Raw genomic sequence first — 15,097 nt, forward strand, 5'->3', positions numbered from 1 at the left:
GACCAATCGACAGAACAATGGAGTGAGTTCATGACCGCATCGCCATCCCCCCGCCACGCCACGCCAAAAAGGTTGGAAAAGACGGGGAAGCCGAAACTCGCCTTCCGGCCGCTGCCGGTGCCGCAGGTCGATGTGCACGGCTTCTGGGGCGACCGCGCCGACGCGGTGGCGACCCGCACCGCCGATATCCTCTACGAACGCTGCGTGGAGGCGCGCATGCTGGAACAGATCGACCCGGACCGGCCCTCGCCCGGTATCGTCATTCCCTTTCACTCGCCCTCGCCCGATGAAGCGGATCGCCAGGGCGCCGAATTCACCGGCTCGACGGTGACAACGCAGATGTTCTGGGATTCCGATCTCGGCAAGACGATCGAGACCGCGGCCTATTCACTTTACCGGCGCAAGAACCCGGAACTGGAGAAGAAGATCGACGCCGTCATCGACATGTATGGCAAGTTGCAGCAGGATGACGGCTATCTCTCCAGCTGGTATCAGCGCATCCAGCCCGGCAAGCGCTGGACGAACCTGCGCGACTGCCACGAGCTCTATTGCGCCGGCCACCTGATCGAGGGCGCGGTCGCCTATTACCAGGCGACGGGCAAGCGCAAGCTGCTCGACATTGTGTGCCGCTACGCCGACCACATCGCCTCGGTGCTGGGGCCGGAACCGGGCAAGAAGAAGGGCTATTGCGGCCATGAGGAGATCGAGCTGGCGCTGGTCAAGCTGGCGCGGGTGACCGGCGAGCAGAAATACATGGATCTGGCGAAGTACTTCATCGATCAGCGTGGCCAACAGCCGCATTATTTCGACGAGGAAGCGCGCGCCCGTGGCGCCGATCCCAAGGCCTATCATTTCAAGACCTATGAATACAGCCAATCGCACAAGCCGGTGCGCGAGCAGGATAAGGTCGTCGGCCATGCGGTGCGGGCGATGTATCTCTATTCGGGCATGGCCGACATCGCCACCGAATATGGCGACGGCACGCTGCGCGTCGCCCTCGACCGGCTGTGGGACGACCTCACCACGAAGAACCTCTACATCACCGGCGGGCTTGGGCCGTCGGCGCACAATGAAGGCTTCACCAGCGACTACGACCTGCCCAATGAGAGCGCCTATGCCGAGACCTGCGCCGCCGTCGGCCTGGTGTTCTGGGCGAGCCGCATGCTCGGCATGGGGCCGAACGCCCGCTACGCCGACATGATGGAGCGCGCGCTCTACAATGGCTCGATCTCCGGCCTGTCGCTCGACGGCTCGCTGTTCTTCTACGAGAACCCGCTGGAAAGCCGGGGCCGGCACAACAGGTGGAAATGGCACCGCTGCCCCTGCTGCCCGCCCAATGTCGGCCGCATGGTCGCCTCGATCGGCAGCTATTTCTACAGCCTGGCGGATGATGCGCTGGCCGTGCACCTCTACGGCGACTCCACCGCCCGCTTCGACATTGCGGGCACGCCGGTGAGCCTGACCCAGGCAAGCCGCTATCCCTGGGACGGCGCCGTCGCTATCACCGTCGATCCGCAAACGCCGGTGGAGTTCACGCTGCATCTGCGCATCCCGGCATGGAGCAGCAGCGCCACGCTGGAGATCAATGGCGAGGCGGTCGATCTCGAGGACATGACCAGCGACGGCTACGCTGCGATCCGGCGCAGCTGGAAAAAGGGCGACCGCGTCCGGCTCGACCTCGAAATGCCGATCGAGCGGCTCTACGCCAATCCAGAGGTCAGGCAGGATGCTGGCCGCGTCGCGCTGTCGCGCGGGCCGCTGATCTACTGCGTCGAGGCATCCGACAATGACAGCCGGCTGCATCGCCTGACCCTGCCCCGTACCGCAGGCATAGAGGCGCATGAGGCGCCCGAACTGCTGGGCGGCGTGGTGACGCTTTCAGCCACGGCGCGGGCCGATGCCGGCGGCGGCTGGCAGGACGGGCTCTACCGGCGTGAGCCGCCGGCCAGCGTCGAGACGCGCCTGACCGCCATCCCCTATTACGCCTGGGACAATCGCGAGCCCGGCGAGATGCTGGTATGGCTGCGGGACGGCTGAGGCTGGATGCTCGCCTATGGCCGGCTTGATTGGACAGCAGGCAGCGCCGCGCTCGGTGCCGCTTGCGGCGCGCTGTTGTCGATATGCGCCCAGGCCGGCCGTTCGAACAGGAACGTGCCGAAGCCGACGCGCTGGATGACGAGGTAGAGCACGACAGGGCTGATGATGGAGACCAGCAGCACCGCCAGGCTGAGCAGGCCGGTATCGGTCAGCAGGCCGCTTGCCAATGCGGCGCCGCGGAACAGCGACATCGGGATGGTGAAGGCGACATAGACGACCAGCGAATGTTCGCCGAGCCAGCGCAGCCATTCCATCGAGGCGAATGTCGACAGCAAGCCGCCAAGCACGCAGAGCGCCACCGCGCCGGCCACAGCCAAGGTGAGATGCAGCGGCGGCCATGCCGCCAGCCCCATCTGCATGCTGACCGGTTGCAAGGCATAGCCCGGCGAATAGACCAGCAGGCCGTTGATAACTGCCCATAAAGCCAAGCCGGCGACGGCCAGCATCGGTCGGGGCTGCGTCCATTCGACGAGGCGGAACACCAGCGGCGCCATGACGAAGCCGACATAGAAGAACACGAAATAGGCCGCGAACTGTTCGACCGCATAGCTGTCCGGACGCGGCGCCCACATCTGCAGCGCAGCTGCACACGGGATGACGATCCAGGCGGGAACGCGGAACTGCCGCAACAGCTTGGCGACAAGGCCGAACACCGCCAGCATGTAGATGAACCACAGCACGCCATAGGGCTGGACGACGGCCATTGCCAGATCGTGCAGCATGCCGCCGGGATCGCGGCTGAAGATGCCGATCTTGAGCCCGATCGAGATGATCGCCCACAGCACGTAGAAATAGAGATAGTGCACGACGCGCCGGTCGACATAGCGCCGCCACGGCCGGTCGATCACCTGCGACAGGAACAGGCCGGAGATCAGGAAGAATTCCGGCATGCGGAACGGCGTCGCGAAGCCGATGACATAGTGCAGGAAGCCGACGCCGCCCGTGTACTCGCCGGTGTTGTACGCCGCGTACATCATCACCACGAGGATGATCGAGAGGCCTTTGGCCGTGTCCACCCACGGCATGCGCATCGGGCTGTTCATGGCGAGTCCATCCGGGCAAATCCATCCGGGGCCGGCCGAGGCGGCCAGCTGTCATCCCGGCGCATCTAGCACCGTCAAGCTTCCCAGATCGTAAACATGGATGGTCTTGGGGTGGCAGTATGGCGGCGCCTAGCGTTTGGCCTTCGACTTGTTCAGCGCCACGGCAGCCCGCACCAGCGCCTTCAGCGCCTCTTCGTCGACCTCCTCACCCTTCTGGAAATCGATGGCCCGCCGCGTATTGCCTTCGAGGCTGGAGTTGAACAGGCGCGCGGGGTCGGGCAGCGCCGCGCCCTTGGCGAAGGTCAGCTTAACGACGCTCTTGTAGGTCTCGCCGGTGCAGATCATGCCGTCATGCTCCCACACCGGAACGCCGCGCCATTTCCAGGTCTCGACCACATCGGGATCGGCCTGATGGATGAGCGCGCGCAGCCGCCCCAGCATGTCGCCGCGCCAGTCGCCGAGTTCCTTTATCCTGCCGTCGATCAGTTCGGAGGGGGATTTGCTCTCCTGCGATGCGGTCATGCTGTTTCTCCTCAAACCATGAACAATAGCGCGCTCACATGCGCTCGCCAGGCAATTGGCTGGCCTGCTTCACCCAGGCGCTGAATTGCGCCTCGTCGAACGCGTCGTCCTCATGAATGTCGAGGTAGCGCGTGTCCTGGCTCCTGGATTCGCCCGGCGGCGCCGGCTTCAGCGACATGCCGCGAAAGAAAGCCACCTTGATGTATTTGGTGAAGCAATGGAGGCCAAGGAACCAGCCCTCGCCTTCGATACCATAGAGCGGCGAATTCCATTTGACCGCCTTGTGAACGCCAGGCACGGCGCGCTCGATGAGCGCGTCGAGCCGCCCGCCCATCTCTCGCTTCCAGCCCGGCATGGCCGCGATATAGGCCTGGACGGAAGCATCGCCATAACCCTTGGCGATCCGCGGATTGCCGCCGGAAAGCAGCTTCGGCTCAGCCTTGGCTGGGGTCGACTTGGCCATGCGCTTTCCTCCCGTTGACCCGCTGTGTGCTGCGTCCTTTCGCGACATAGGGCAGCACGAACATATAGAGGCCGCTGAACAGCATGAGGAAGAGCGGCGGCAGTGGCGAATAAACCACCCAGGCGGGCGGTTGTCCAAACGCCATGGTGACGAAATTGGCGACGACGGTCGCCGTGAAGATGATCGACAGCCAGCGATGCGCCTGCCTGATCCATTTGCTCCAGTCCAAGATAACCTCCCGTGAAAATGTGTGAGGGGCGCTACTACCAGCGCGCCAGCTGCGTGATCTGGATGAGATTGCCGCAGCCGTCGTTGAGCTTGGCGATGGTCGAGCCGGTCACCTCGGTCGGCGCCATAGCGAACGTGCCGCCGCGCGCCTTGATGCGCTCATGATCGCCCTTGATGTCGTCGGTGAAGAACATCACCGCCGGCTAGCCCTGCTCGAACATCGCCTGCTGATAGGCTTTTGCGGCCGGCTGGTCGTTGAGCGCCAGTTGCAGCTCTGTGCCCTCGGGCTCGTCCGGCGAGGCGACCGTCAGCCAGCGGAACGGCCCATTGCTGAAATCGGCCTTCTTGGTCAGGCCGAGCACGCCGGTGTAGAAGGCAAGCGCCTTTTCTTGGTCGTCGACATGGATGCTGGTCAGTTTGATCTTCATCGTCTTTCTCCATAGGTTTTGCTGGCGGTGGACCGCCCGGTGAAGTCAGGTGTCGGGTTCGATCGGCCTGGCGGACCAGAGCAATTCCAGGAAAAGTGTGAAGCGGTTTTCCGTCCGGAATTGCGTCAAAACAACAAGTCTAATCCGTCCGGTCGAGAAGCTGCTCCAGCTTCTCGAAGAATTGCGGCCAACCCATCTTGGCGCCGCCATAGGCGCGCCGCTGCTCGGGCCGGAAGCCGGATTGCTCCATGCGCAGATGCGTTCCGGTTGGCGTCGGGGTGAGCGTGAAGGTCACCACGCTTCTGAGATCGAAGGCCGGGTCCTGGTGCGCGAGGTTCCAGGTGTAGGACAGCGTCTTGTTCGGTTCGACGGCCAGTACCTCGCAGTCGAGCACCCCGCCCCAATCGGCGCTGATGTTGAAGCGGTGGCCGACATCAGGCTTGAAATCATTCTTCATCAGCCACTCCTCGATCAGATGCGGTTGCGTCAGCGCGCGCCAAAGTTTCTCCGGCGGATGGGAAATCTGCCGCTCGACAACGACGGTGCGGTTTTCCGTGGCACTATCGTTCACTGGTCCATCCTTTTGAGCAAATCCTCGAGATCATCGAACCGAGCCTCCCAAAACCCGGCCATCTCACGTGTCCAGTCCATCAGCGGCGCCAGCGCGCCAAGCTGCGCGCTGTAATGCGTCTGGCGGCCTTCATGGCGGTCGCGCACCAGACCGGCCTGCTTGAGCACGCCCAGATGCTTCGACACCGCCGGCTGCGAGACGCCGGACTGGCTCGTCAGCGCCCCCACCGTCTGTTCGCCCTGGCGGCACAGCCGCTCGAAGATCGCCCTTCTGGTCGGGTCGGCGAGCGTCCTGAAAAGCATGTCATGGGTATCCGGCATCTCAGATCGATAACCCGTTGGCTATTGGTTGACGTATAACCGCAGAGATATATGTTCGTCAAGCGGAAGATTGGACTGCCGCAAGATTGCGCTGGGCAGAAGATGGAGCACCCTGATGATCCTCGTCACTGGAGCCACTGGCCATGTCGGGCGCGCCGTCGAGGTCGCCGCACTGGTCCGCAAGCCTGGGGCCGCGCAAGGGCGCCTGCCCCGGGAAACAGCGCTGCGCGTCGGCGATTACGAGGATGCATCGGCGCTGAAGGCAGCCTTCACCGGCATCGAAAGGCTGGTTCTGATTTCGAGCGATGGAGAGGCGAACACGATCGTGCGCCATCACGCCAACGCCATCGCGGCCGCAGCGGCGGCCGGTGTCCGCCACATCACCTTCACCAGCATCATCGACATCGGCGACACTTCGCCCTTCTACTACGCGCCCGCCTACCGCGACGTGGAGCGCCGGCTGGCTGCCTGCGGCGTGCCATCGACCATCCTGCGCTGCGGCCTCTACAGCGATTTCATTCTCGACACCTGGCTTGCGCCCGCCTCGGGGGAATTGGTGCTGCCTGCCGGACAGGGTCTCGTTGCGCCGGTTTCGCGCGACGACGTGGCGGCGGCCGTCGCCGCTGCGGCGGCCAAGGCCGACCGCGCCCACTACACGATCACCGGAGACCGGGCGCTGGGCTTCGACGCGATCGCTGCCTTCTATGCCGACGCAACAGCACAACCCCTGCACTATCGCCCCTGCTCCCTCGACGACTATCTGGCCTCCGCGTCGGCGCGCCTCGACGACCCCTGGCCGCAGGCCTTCGCCACGCTATGCGCTTCGATCGCCGAGGGTAGCTATGCCCCGACCTCCAGCGATTTCACCACGCTTACGGGTAAGCCGCCGGAAAGCTTCCGAAATTTCCTGGTTCGCACGGTCCCCGTTAGGCCCGCGAACGGCTAGACAGCCGCATGGTCACGGCCAATCTCCTGCGCCACCAGTTCCTGCAGTTGCCACAGATTGCGGTCGCGTATGCCGCAGGCGTCGAGGTGGCGGATCGTCTCGAACAGATATTGCGCGCCCGAGCCCCAGTGGCCAACGGCCCTGGCCAGCGTCGACGCCACCGCGGACTTGTCGAGCTTGCCGGCATAGCGCGGATTGGCCGGATCGACGACGAAGCCGAGCGCCCGGCTCGCCCCTATTTCGGTCCTAACCTGCAGCCAGCGCGGCACGTTGACGGCGGGCAGGATGGTCATCTCGCGGCGCAGCAGCGCTTCCAGATTTTCGGCGACCGGCTCGGCGATCTCGAACACCATGCCCTGGCACTGGCCGCCACGGTCGAGCGCCATCATCAGGCCGGGCTGCTCGAGCGTGCCGCGAAAGCGCTGCACCGTGAAGCAGAACGACCGGTGCCAGCCTCGCGCCACCGCGCGTTCGCCACCACTGACCTCGCCGGCCGGCTTCCACAGCAGCGAGCCATAGGCGAACAGCTTCAGCGGTCCGGGCGGAGCGCCAGCCAGGATCTCGTCGCGAAACCGCGCATAGTCGGCGTCCAGCATATGGACCATGCCCGGCGTCGGCCCGGCATCCTCGACCACCCGCATGGTCCGAGCTACCAGCGCCTCGGTCAGCGCCATCGGCGCCTTGCGCGGTGCGGACTTGCCCGGTGCGGTGGAAATGGCCTTGTTCATCCTTGCGCTCCCAGCCTTGCCGCCATGTTGCCGAAGGCTGGGGGATTCTCAAGGGCGACCGGCGCGAAATCCGCCGGTCAATGCCGGGCGTGCGCGGCACGCACGCCCGGCAGGTCTGTTCTAGTGCTTGGTGCTCTTGCCGCCGATTGGGATGCGCTTAGCCTTGCTCTGCGCCTTCTCGGACTTCGGCAAGCTCACGGACAGTACGCCGTTGCGGAAGTCGGCGGCGACCTTGTCCTCCGCGACTTCGAAGCCGATCGGGATGCGACGTTCGAAGCGGCCATAGAACCGCTCGGTGAACTGACGCTCCTTATCGTCGGTCTCGGAGTGTTTTTCGCCGCGCAACGTCAGGACGCCGTCATCGAGCAACACCTCGATGTCCTTCTCCTCCATGCCGGGTATCTCGGCTGTCACGCGGATATCCTTGTCCGTTTCGGAGATTTCCACGCTGGGCCAACCGGTGCCGGCCAACGAGAACCTGCCCATGGACGGAAGCCGCGACTCGAAGCCGCGGAACATGTCGTCGACCAGGCGGCTCATCTCGCGATGCAGGCCCATGAACGGATCCCGATCGCCTTCGCGAAAGAGGGTCGCAGACTGGCTGGTGTCGCGGCTCCACGGCATGAGATCACGAATGGTCATTGCACTTCTCCTTTCTTGATCCTGTTTCTGGCACGTTTGTATGCTCTGGCTGCCATGCTCCGGAGGACGATACGCCGTCTGAAGCCGGCATCCCTGCCGGCCCATCCGTGCTTGCTGTTTTTCGCTCTGCTTCTGGTCCGATACGCTCAACCTTTGGAACGCCCTCGCCCGGTCGCGGGTCTCCCGCACGTCATCGCCTCCGGCGCATGATGCCCGAGTTCGACGGTCACAAGACCATCCGGCGCGGCGCCACCCATGAAGATGACGCCCGCGCCTGCACCGGCCCCACCTGGCGCCGGCACGGTCGATCTGGGGTTCGTTGCGGAGGGGTCAAGACCTGGTAATGCAATGTGATCGTCGAATGCGCGTACGCCCGCCTGGGGCAATCTGGCCGCCTGCCACAAGGCCGTTCGCGACGCCTGCTTCGAAGCGCTGTCGGGCTTCCGCAGGGAGGTCGACCTGACCGGCACGGTAGCTGTCGCCCGCCTGCTCGAACAGGTTTTCACGCCCCCGACAGCGCCTGCACTGCCAACGACTTGCTTCCACTCAGCGACCTGAAATCCATCCAAGCTGGTCCATGAACTGGACGAGTTTCGGCACCACGGCATCGGGTGTCGTCTCCCTATGCCATTGCCTTTGCACTATGGCGGTGTCGACATATCGAAACTCGATCCGCCCGGACGCCAGTGGGCTCACCTTCAGGTAAGGCCCGGAATAGGGCTCGACATCCACTTGCTGAATACACAGGTCGAACATCGACATCCATCCAAACAAAACGAAACTCAAGGGACCGCTTGCTATGAAAGAGGCAAGCGCTTCTACGCCGCCGAGCGCCGGAGCAAACGGGTCGGCCGCGTCCCGCCTGCCTTGAATGGAGCCAACGATGTCTGGCCAGGAGTTCTGCATCGGTTGAAGATGTTGGGACGAGGAGTGGCCTGTCAACAGGGTGGGAGTGCAGCCGGTGCGAGCAATCTCTTTTCCATGAACGGCGCCGTCGCATCATTGATCCAGAGGCGCCCTCGATCGGCCGTCACTTGTTGTGTCCCAATCTCACGGCCTGCCGGACCCAACCCGCTTTGCGACTGGTAGAAGGCGTATTGGACATGGCTCGGGTCCCAAGGTGCACCAGCGGCATGCGCGCCATGGAAATATCGCCAGATCGTTCCCCAGACAGGCTGCCATATGTCGATGGCCTCCCGGAACACATCCAGGAGAACACCAACTGCAAGCCCTTCTTCGTTCGGAAAGCTGAGTTCGAGCAAGGCATTGTTCTGGCTGTCTTCGGACAGATATTGCGAGTAGGCACCACAATGGACCGAGGTCGACGCTTCCAGATTCCCATGGCGCTGGTTCCAAAGCGACAGCGTGTATCCAAGTTCCGGAATGGGCTTGCGCGGCGCAACATCCGTCCTGTTCTGCCCCTTCAACAGCAAGCGTCGCAAAACCTCTGGCGACGACGTGTCGACAGGCTCGGATAGCATCGCCTGCTTGAGCGATCGGCCCACCGGCGCCCAACGGGCGAGCCCCGGGTCGGCTTTCGCCAGAACGCGAAAGTACGCTGCGGCTTGCGGGACCAACCCGTCGAGAGGGCGTTGCCTGGGGCCCCAATACACGCAAATGCTGACCGACACGGCACCCTCCCCCGGAGTGCTCACTCTATTGGGGAGTCTTCCTCGCGACAACTGGCCGCCAACTCATGACACCAGCGGCATCGGCACCTTCAGCCCATCGATCAGCGCATCTCGAAACAGCGCTATCGGGCGGGCCAGCCGTCCCGCCGGCGGGCGGTGCAGCAGCCGGGCGCGCACTGCGGCTTGAAGCCAGGACAGTCGATGACCTCCACCTTGTCGGGCCAGCGGCTTTCGGCGAAGGCGCCGGGCGTGACGATGCCATGGCCGCGCGCCACCAGCGACATTCTGAGGTCAACGCTGAGCGCCTCCACCCTGACCTGGAACGGCAGCCTTGCCGCCTCGAAACTCTCGGCGGGCCTGAATGACGGCCAGCCCGCTCAGGGAAAGACGTTCACCTTCCCGACCTTGACGTCGGCCGATCCCTGGTTGTTGTGACGGTAGAAGAAGTCATAGACACCAGGCAGGCCGAACACGGCATCGTTGACATAGACATAGAGCTCGCCCGATGCCTTGGGCTTGATCTCGGCGGTCAGCTTCATGTTGGCGCATTGGCCGGGGACCACCGGCTCGACGGCATTGAGGACATATTCGTCATTGCCGAACCGGCCGACACGCGCGATAGGCTTGAAATAGGGCTCCGCCCACCAGCGTTTCATCAGCGTTGCCATATAGTGCGCCACACTGCTCTCCTGGACGCCACGCGTGTCGGCGCACAGCGCACCGTCCTTCCAGGGGTCGGTGATTGAGATTTCAACCTTGTAGCGAACGCCTTCCTGCACCCAGTTGCCGGTATCGCCGCACATGTCGGCGGTGTTGAGGACATAGGGCGTTCCCGTCAGCCTTTCGGCGCCGGTCGTGTTTGCCGAGGCGGGCTCGGCGCAGAAGGCCCCCATCGAATCGGCAACCTCGAACGTGGTCTTGTTGGCCGCGAACAGCAGAAGACCAGCCGACAGGGCCAGGAACACCGCCGGCAGCACATACTCCCGCAAATGTTCGTAGATCCAGTTGGCGAGGTCATTGGTGCGGATGGCGCGGGCGATGCGCAAGGAGACAGGCGTCGGCGGTGCGTCCCGCCGCGGTCCGCGCCGGCTGAGCACCACATAGGTGGCAAGACAGCCGATGAAGCCGATGGCGAAGAAGCCGGCCGCATAGTTTTTGGCCAGCCCGAGCGCCAGGGCGCCGAAGCCGAGCACGATCGTCCCGATCAGCGAGGTGCGCCGGTGTGCATCGGTCCGGTTTGACAGCAGCGCACTCGCATTGCCGTCGACCACGACGTTCCAGGCCGCCCGCGCCCGATCGTTGATGCGCGTGCGCAACAGTCCGTTGACCCACAGGAGAACACCGAGGACGAGGCCAAGTCCCGCAGCGAGGATCGAATGCTTGGCCATGGCGTCCACCCACGGCGCGGCAATGCCGGGCAGGAAACCGCTGACCAGCCCGATCACGGGTCCGACGAGGCCGGCCGCGGATTGATCGAAACGGCCGGTGACATCGAGCGTGACGTACCCGGCAAACAGCGGAAACGCCAGGAACAGCATGGCGATCGACAGCAGGGCGTAATAGAGCCCCCGGCGCCACCACACCGTGTCCCGCATCAGCCGCATGCGCTCCAGGCGGCTCTCCAAATGCTGCTTATGGTCGCCGGCGTCTTTCCCTTGCTGAGCGGCCGGTACGTCGTCGGTCTCCAGGTCGCGGCCGGTGTCTTTTTCCTGAAGCGTGGCCAGCGCGTCGCGGAATTTCTTGTCCATGCTGGCCAGATTGCGCTTGCGGCCGGCCGGAAGCGGCAGTTTGTCGACGATGGCTGCCTTGCGCATCGTCACCCTGTCTTCGTCAGGCAAGCCGGTGAACGGCACCCGGGCGCCGAGCGGCGACAGCACCTCGATATGCTCCGGCAACGCGATCGGCGCGTAATCGTCGCTTCCCTTCGCCATACGCATGATGACGCTGGCGTCGACCAGCGGTGTCACGCCGGGACCCATCAACTGCTTGGCGTCGCGCGGATGGTAGCGATAGAAAACGCCGACACCGGAACGGGAATCGTAGATGCGGCCGGATTCGGACGCATAGTCCCAGTAGTCGGCGACCAGATCCTTCTTGAATTGCAGCCCCTGCACGGCGGCCTCGCCGATCATCCAGCACAGGGGAATATGGGCGAGCCTGTCGTCAGGATAGCCGCCGCCGACATTGGCATGGCAGCCGGCGAACCAGACCTGAAGCAGGCGCGGATCGGCCGGGTCAGCCACCTGCGCGACAGCCGCATCCAGTGCCGGAGCAGGCTCGTTCCACGGAATGGGGAAGAATGTGCGCCGCTCGTCGTCGATGCTGAAGGCCTGCCGGGCGCAATCGACGGCATCGAGAAGGCCCCTCTTCTCGAAGGTCATCGGCCAGACCCATTTGTTCACCGCTTTGGTCAATTCGTCGACCGGCAGGCCATAGGCGGAGACAGTGTCCCAGACACCGACGAAGGCGATGCGGATCTTGCTGGCCGAACGGGGGGACGGTGCTTGCGGCTGCACTTGCGTGTAAGTGCGGCTCCCGGTGATTTCATTCCACAGGTCGACCGCCCTGTCGCGCACGAAGCGGGCGAACACCACCCAGGGCAACCGTGAATCGAAAGCCTTCGGCCGATACGCCCGGTAGGCGGCGAGCGCGTTGCGGTCGAGTTCCTCTTCAGACTTGAAGTCGACCAGCCCTTCGCGCGCGATCATGCCGACCAGCACGCGGATGGTGAAGGCGCCGCGGCTGAAGCCGAAGGCGAAGATCCTGTCGCCCGGCTCATAGTTGAGGCAAAGGAACTTGTAGAGCGCCAGCACGCGCCGCTTGACGCCGAAGCCGAGCGCCAGGCCGATGATCTCGAACGGCTTGAATTGCGAGGTGCCGACGCCGTCGCTGAAGACCGCGATCTGGTCTGCGCCGGTCAGGTCGAGCGCCCGGTAGAGGCGCCAGACATTGGTCTTGAACGCCTTGGCGGCGCTGTTGCCGGTGCCGTCGGCAAAGACGACGATGTTCCGGCGCGGGTCCTTGCCTGGAACATCGGCCATCGGTTCCCCCTGTGCCAGCCCTACTGCTTTGCCGCGCGCACGTATTTGTCGATCTTGCCGAGCAGACCCCACGCGGTCAGCGCCAGCGAAATCGGCATCATGATCGGCGCCAGTCCCGGTATCGAGCCGAGAATCGGGATGAGTTCGCCCAAGGGCGAAGTCGCCGCCGTCCCCGCCGCCCCTCCGGCCGCTGACGGTGTGAGCAAGGCGCTTGCCAGCGCTCCAATGATGCCGAGCGCGCTCTTGCGCCCGTCGAGCAGCTTTCCCAGCCATTGGCCGAGCGCGCCATTGACCGGCGTCAGCACATTGGTGGCCGCCGAATTCGGCGGCAGGACGACAGGGTTGCCATCCAGACCCTGCGCCAGCTGACGCAGGAGCAAGGCCAGGCTGGCAGCCGCCGCCACGGCGGTCCCCGTTGCCGGCGTTGTCGTGGTGGTTGCCGGCGTGGTCGTCGTGGTTCCAGTTGTCGTCGTTGCGCCGGGCTGCAGCGCAGCCAGCAGCGCCTGAATGAATTCGCTCACTTTGTCCGTCACGACAGGATCCCCTTCTTCTAGGTTCGGCGTGGGTATCGGAAGCGTCTGTTCGCCGTCTTCCTCAAGCCAGCGCTCGGTTTCGAGCCGCAGCTTGTTGACGCGCCGATTGAAGCCGTTCTTGAAATGCTCGTAATCAGGATGCGCGCGCAGCTTCGCGTCATAGAGATCGATGACGTCGCCGATCACATCGGGCAGCGGCGTCTTCGGGATCGCGCCCAGGGTCTCGCCGCCGATGCCGCCGTCGACGGCCACCGCCGCGCCATTCCGGTTGAGCGCCTTTTGCAGATAGGTCGCCGCGGTGCCGACCCCGGCGTGGACGGCGACATTGTAGACGGCGAGCGCCAGCGGACCAGGCATCGCGCCGCAGGACGATTTCGACCAGTATTCCGAGAAATAAATCTCCTTGGCTTCCTGATAGCTCATATTGGCGACGTCGGCCTTGGAGACCGGCTTGCCGCGCCACGCCGCAAGCGTCTTGCGGGTGATGCCGAAATTGGTGGCTCCGCCAGGATCCTTCGGATCGTCGGAATAGCCGCCTTCGAACTCGCGAACGATTTCCTGGGCGCGTTCGAAATTGGCCCTGCCGCCATCGGCCGGTGGCGATACCGCCGCCTGGCCGGCTGCCGAGGCGCCGCCTCCCTGGGGCGAGCCGGCGGCCGGGCCCGCAGGCGTCGAGGGGACCGCCGGAGCGTCGGGCGGCGGCTGCAAGCCCAGCGCCGCAAGCAGCATCGTCAGCACATCGGGCGCCAGATCGGTTTCGTCGGGAATATCCGGATTGCCCGATGTCGCCTGGTCGGCAGGACCCGTCGGCATCGGCGACGTACCGGCGTTGGCGATGGTGGGAAGATCGATGCCGAGTGCCGCCGCCGTTATCTCTCCGCACACGCCATCGGCGGCGCCCGCGCCAAACTGGCGCTTCTGGAAATTCACCAGCGCCATCAGCGACAGCCGCCCGAAGGCACCATCGGGCGTGCCCTGCAAATCGCCTTGCTTGACCAGCGCCTGCTGCACTTTCTTGGCCAGTGCACCCGACGAGCCGAAGCGGACAACCTGCTTCAGCACAGTGTCGTCGACCTTGTCGACGGACGACAATTCCTCGGCGGTGAACAGCAGATAGACGAAACGGGTCTGACTTGTGCCATAGGCACTGTCGATGAAGGCGCGCCAGGGGCCTGTCTCCGGCGCCATGTTGCGTTTCGGCGATTGCGGCAAACCGCAGACGACCTGGCAGCCGGCGCTGGAATAACCCACCTCCGGATTGTCGTAATAGGCGCTGTGGATATTGTCCCAGACGAAATCGCCCGAACTCGATCCGAAATCCAGCCTGTCCTGAAGGTCGTAGTCCGAATTGTCGGCGGTGCGCCATACCGGTTGGAAAGACGCCTGGCGAAAGGCCCGGTGGGCACCTGGCTTGCCCGCCTTGTGCGTGCCACGCTCATGTTCGAAGCGGCCAGGCATCAAAAGATTGGTGCCGATGCCACCTCTGGCCTGGGCACTCGTGATGTTGGGCAGGGATGGCACGGTCGAGCCCGGAAACAGCGCCACCTCGCCCGTCTCCACCTTCCACTGCCCAAGAGTGCAGCGCATGCGGCGGAAATCATAGGCGCTGAAATGCGCCGGCTGACTCTGCGCGAAAGTATTCTCGAAAGGATGATCTGGAGACAGGCCGCGAATGCCAAAGAACACCAGGCCTTTGGCAGGAACGGCATATCCATTCCTCTTCGCAGCACGAGAGAGCAAGCTCGCGCTTACAGAAATGTCCGTCATTGGAGCCCCCCAATCCGGCAACCACAAATCGTATTCTTATATTGCCTAATATGTCAAGCGACGCTGATTCTGGGGTAGTAGAAGATAATTCAACTTGTTCTAAAAGGCTGCTCTCTTAAACTATTGCGAACTCGGTC

General features: G+C 64.0%; 17 protein-coding genes. 3 read left to right on the forward strand and 14 right to left on the reverse strand.

Annotated elements, in window-relative coordinates; genetic code table 11:
• Positions 1-30 precede the first annotated feature (30 nt).
• On the forward strand, positions 31-2,037 hold the full coding sequence (locus ACWGS8_RS11425; RefSeq protein WP_454581019.1) for a glycoside hydrolase family 127 protein: 2,007 nt from the start codon (positions 31-33) through the stop codon (positions 2,035-2,037).
• Positions 2,038-2,051: 14 nt separating this feature from the next.
• On the opposite strand, the gene ACWGS8_RS11430 is transcribed toward ACWGS8_RS11425, so the two are convergent.
• The 8 genes from ACWGS8_RS11430 to ACWGS8_RS11465 form a co-directional block, all read right to left on the reverse strand.
• A complete protein-coding gene (locus ACWGS8_RS11430) occupies positions 2,052-3,140 on the reverse strand; it encodes an acyltransferase family protein (RefSeq protein ID WP_454581020.1) in 1,089 nt (362 codons plus the stop codon).
• A 129-nt stretch (positions 3,141-3,269) separates the two neighbouring features.
• Positions 3,270-3,662, reverse strand: a complete 393-nt coding sequence (locus ACWGS8_RS11435) for a DUF1801 domain-containing protein (RefSeq protein ID WP_454581021.1) — start codon at positions 3,660-3,662, stop codon at positions 3,270-3,272.
• Positions 3,663-3,696: 34 nt separating this feature from the next.
• Positions 3,697-4,125: a DUF1801 domain-containing protein gene (locus ACWGS8_RS11440; RefSeq protein WP_454581022.1), complete on the reverse strand. Its 429-nt coding sequence runs from the start codon at positions 4,123-4,125 to the stop codon at positions 3,697-3,699.
• Entirely contained in the window at positions 4,097-4,354 is a 258-nt protein-coding gene (locus ACWGS8_RS11445; RefSeq protein WP_454581023.1) for a hypothetical protein, read from the reverse strand. Before ACWGS8_RS11445 ends, ACWGS8_RS11440 begins: the two co-directional genes overlap by 29 nt.
• 34 nt (positions 4,355-4,388) lie before the next feature.
• Positions 4,389-4,547, reverse strand: coding sequence for a hypothetical protein (locus tag ACWGS8_RS11450; protein ID WP_454581024.1), 159 nt, complete (start codon positions 4,545-4,547; stop codon positions 4,389-4,391).
• Between the two features lie 9 nt (positions 4,548-4,556).
• On the reverse strand, positions 4,557-4,781 hold the full coding sequence (locus ACWGS8_RS11455) for a VOC family protein (RefSeq protein ID WP_454581025.1): 225 nt from the start codon (positions 4,779-4,781) through the stop codon (positions 4,557-4,559).
• A 139-nt stretch (positions 4,782-4,920) separates the two neighbouring features.
• The gene (locus tag ACWGS8_RS11460; RefSeq protein WP_142878360.1) at positions 4,921-5,352 is read right to left on the reverse strand and encodes an SRPBCC family protein; all 432 of its coding nucleotides are present in this window, start codon (positions 5,350-5,352) and stop codon (positions 4,921-4,923) included.
• Positions 5,349-5,672 (reverse strand): ArsR/SmtB family transcription factor, encoded by a 324-nt coding sequence (locus tag ACWGS8_RS11465; RefSeq protein WP_010910781.1) that lies wholly within the window; start codon positions 5,670-5,672, stop codon positions 5,349-5,351. Before ACWGS8_RS11465 ends, ACWGS8_RS11460 begins: the two co-directional genes overlap by 4 nt.
• A gap of 115 nt (positions 5,673-5,787) precedes the next feature.
• Between ACWGS8_RS11465 and ACWGS8_RS11470 the strand changes: the two genes are divergently transcribed.
• A complete protein-coding gene (locus tag ACWGS8_RS11470) occupies positions 5,788-6,618 on the forward strand; it encodes an NAD(P)H-binding protein (protein ID WP_454581026.1) in 831 nt (276 codons plus the stop codon).
• Here ACWGS8_RS11470 and ACWGS8_RS11475 read toward each other — a convergent pair.
• From ACWGS8_RS11475 to ACWGS8_RS11490, 4 genes are all read right to left on the reverse strand, one after another.
• Positions 6,615-7,346, reverse strand: a complete 732-nt coding sequence (locus tag ACWGS8_RS11475; protein WP_454581027.1) for a gamma-glutamylcyclotransferase — start codon at positions 7,344-7,346, stop codon at positions 6,615-6,617. The two genes, ACWGS8_RS11470 and ACWGS8_RS11475, sit on opposite strands and share 4 nt — an antisense overlap.
• A gap of 120 nt (positions 7,347-7,466) precedes the next feature.
• On the reverse strand, positions 7,467-7,988 hold the full coding sequence (locus tag ACWGS8_RS11480; protein WP_454581028.1) for an Hsp20/alpha crystallin family protein: 522 nt from the start codon (positions 7,986-7,988) through the stop codon (positions 7,467-7,469).
• A 546-nt stretch (positions 7,989-8,534) separates the two neighbouring features.
• Complete coding sequence (locus ACWGS8_RS11485; protein WP_454581029.1) at positions 8,535-8,894, reverse strand: hypothetical protein; 360 nt, start codon at positions 8,892-8,894, stop codon at positions 8,535-8,537.
• A gap of 32 nt (positions 8,895-8,926) precedes the next feature.
• Positions 8,927-9,619: an Imm52 family immunity protein gene (locus ACWGS8_RS11490; protein ID WP_454581030.1), complete on the reverse strand. Its 693-nt coding sequence runs from the start codon at positions 9,617-9,619 to the stop codon at positions 8,927-8,929.
• Positions 9,620-9,820: 201 nt separating this feature from the next.
• Between ACWGS8_RS11490 and ACWGS8_RS11495 the strand changes: the two genes are divergently transcribed.
• Positions 9,821-10,054 (forward strand): hypothetical protein, encoded by a 234-nt coding sequence (locus ACWGS8_RS11495; RefSeq protein ID WP_454581031.1) that lies wholly within the window; start codon positions 9,821-9,823, stop codon positions 10,052-10,054.
• Here the strand turns inward: ACWGS8_RS11495 and ACWGS8_RS11500 are convergent.
• Both ACWGS8_RS11500 and ACWGS8_RS11505 read right to left on the reverse strand, forming a co-directional pair.
• The gene (locus ACWGS8_RS11500) at positions 9,997-12,660 is read right to left on the reverse strand and encodes a DUF2235 domain-containing protein (RefSeq protein ID WP_454581032.1); all 2,664 of its coding nucleotides are present in this window, start codon (positions 12,658-12,660) and stop codon (positions 9,997-9,999) included. The two genes, ACWGS8_RS11495 and ACWGS8_RS11500, sit on opposite strands and share 58 nt — an antisense overlap.
• A gap of 20 nt (positions 12,661-12,680) precedes the next feature.
• Positions 12,681-14,879 carry a glycosyl hydrolase 108 family protein gene (locus ACWGS8_RS11505; RefSeq protein ID WP_454581033.1) on the reverse strand — a complete coding sequence of 733 codons (2,199 nt, stop codon included), beginning with the start codon at positions 14,877-14,879 and terminating at the stop codon, positions 12,681-12,683.
• Between the last annotated feature and the right edge of the window lie 218 nt (positions 14,880-15,097).

Source organism: Mesorhizobium sp. 43Arga, assembly GCF_053714255.1.

Bases quoted from the DNA above. Each gene is read 5' to 3' on its own strand.
- ACWGS8_RS11425 (WP_454581019.1), top strand. From the start codon at position 31: ATGACCGCATCGCCATCCCCCCGCCACGCCACGCCAAAAAGGTTGGAA.
- ACWGS8_RS11430 (WP_454581020.1), bottom strand. From the start codon at position 3,140: ATGAACAGCCCGATGCGCATGCCGTGGGTGGACACGGCCAAAGGCCTC.
- ACWGS8_RS11435 (WP_454581021.1), bottom strand. From the start codon at position 3,662: ATGACCGCATCGCAGGAGAGCAAATCCCCCTCCGAACTGATCGACGGC.
- ACWGS8_RS11440 (WP_454581022.1), bottom strand. From the start codon at position 4,125: ATGGCCAAGTCGACCCCAGCCAAGGCTGAGCCGAAGCTGCTTTCCGGC.
- ACWGS8_RS11450 (WP_454581024.1), bottom strand. From the start codon at position 4,547: ATGTTCTTCACCGACGACATCAAGGGCGATCATGAGCGCATCAAGGCG.
- ACWGS8_RS11455 (WP_454581025.1), bottom strand. From the start codon at position 4,781: ATGAAGATCAAACTGACCAGCATCCATGTCGACGACCAAGAAAAGGCG.
- ACWGS8_RS11465 (WP_010910781.1), bottom strand. From the start codon at position 5,672: ATGCCGGATACCCATGACATGCTTTTCAGGACGCTCGCCGACCCGACC.
- ACWGS8_RS11470 (WP_454581026.1), top strand. From the start codon at position 5,788: ATGATCCTCGTCACTGGAGCCACTGGCCATGTCGGGCGCGCCGTCGAG.
- ACWGS8_RS11475 (WP_454581027.1), bottom strand. From the start codon at position 7,346: ATGAACAAGGCCATTTCCACCGCACCGGGCAAGTCCGCACCGCGCAAG.
- ACWGS8_RS11480 (WP_454581028.1), bottom strand. From the start codon at position 7,988: ATGACCATTCGTGATCTCATGCCGTGGAGCCGCGACACCAGCCAGTCT.
- ACWGS8_RS11485 (WP_454581029.1), bottom strand. From the start codon at position 8,894: ATGCAGAACTCCTGGCCAGACATCGTTGGCTCCATTCAAGGCAGGCGG.
- ACWGS8_RS11495 (WP_454581031.1), top strand. From the start codon at position 9,821: ATGACCTCCACCTTGTCGGGCCAGCGGCTTTCGGCGAAGGCGCCGGGC.
- ACWGS8_RS11500 (WP_454581032.1), bottom strand. From the start codon at position 12,660: ATGGCCGATGTTCCAGGCAAGGACCCGCGCCGGAACATCGTCGTCTTT.